Annotated in this window: 1 protein-coding gene; it reads left to right on the plus strand. The window is 71.0% G+C overall.

Annotated features, from left to right (window positions below):
• Positions 1-316: 316 nt before the first annotated feature.
• A complete protein-coding gene (gene pgl / locus AOK22_RS38560) occupies positions 317-1048 on the plus strand; it encodes a 6-phosphogluconolactonase (protein ID WP_055703283.1) in 732 nt (243 codons plus the stop codon).
• The last annotated feature ends 119 nt before the right edge of the window (positions 1049-1167 follow it).

Below are 1167 nucleotides of genomic sequence, written 5' to 3' on the forward strand. Positions count from 1 at the left end.
GCGGCTTCGTCGACCTCCAGCAGTGCGTGCGGGAGCCGGACGAGGCACTGGAACTGGGCGCCGGGATTCTCGACCGACTTCGTTGAGTTTCGCGCCCGGCCGCGCCCTGAATCGTCAATATGAGATCCGTCGACCACCCGCAGGATGACCGATCGTTGCCCCTTCGCAATCTGCCGCTGTCGGCTATCCGATCGTCATAGTCCCTTATGCCGCCACGGCATAGAGTCGCTGCCGAATTGGGCCGTTCACGGGTCGAATCGACCGCAGTAGCCTGACGCGGAACGAGCTCGATAACTGCTCATATCAGGAGGATTCAGTGGCTGAACAGCGCGTCTTCGCGAAGCCCGAGGAACTGGCCCAGGCCGTCGCCGTACTCACGATCCAGGCGCTCGGCGCGGCCGTCGAGCGGTCCGGTACGGCGACGTGGGTCCTGGCGGGCGGCAGCACGCCGGCGGCCGCCTACCGTCTGCTGGCGCAGGATCAGGGTGCCCTGCCTTGGGACCGGTTGAACGTGTTGATGGGCGACGAGCGGTGCGTGGCTGTCGACCACCCCGACTCCAACTGGGGCCAGGCCGCTGCCGCGTTGCTGGACCACGTACCCGTCGACGGGAACCGGCTGCTGGTGCCCGAGGGGACGCTGCCACCGGACGAGGCCGCCGCCCGCTATGCCGCCGCGCTCGCGCAGGTGCCGACGGATGCCGCCGGGCTGCCCCGTCTGGACCATGTGTGGCTGGGGGTCGGGGAGGACGGCCACACGCTGTCGCTCTTCCCCGGCCTGGAGGCGGTGGAGGTGACGGATCGCCTGGTGGCGGGCGTGCACAACTCGCCGAAGCCGCCCCCCGAGCGGCTCACCCTCACGCTCCGGGCCCTGCGGGGAGCGCAGGACTGCCTGATCATCGCGGCCGGCGCCGGCAAGGCCGAGGTGATCGCGCGCGCCCTGCGCGGAGACGTCAAGCTGCCGGTGGCACGGGCGGCGCAAGCGGTGGAGGAGGCGGGCGGCCGGGTCACGTGGCTGCTCGACGAGGCCGCGGCCGCGCACATCGGCTGACGCGCCTGCGCGACCACCCACGCACGCGACCGACACACGTCGTCCACGAACGCGATACCGGCGTCCCCGCGCTATGCCGTCTTCTCCCCGCGCGGGGACGCCTCCTCTCGGCGCAGGGA

The organism is Streptomyces silaceus, assembly GCF_001419745.1.
Taxonomy (GTDB): Bacteria; Actinomycetota; Actinomycetes; order Streptomycetales; family Streptomycetaceae; genus Streptomyces; species Streptomyces silaceus.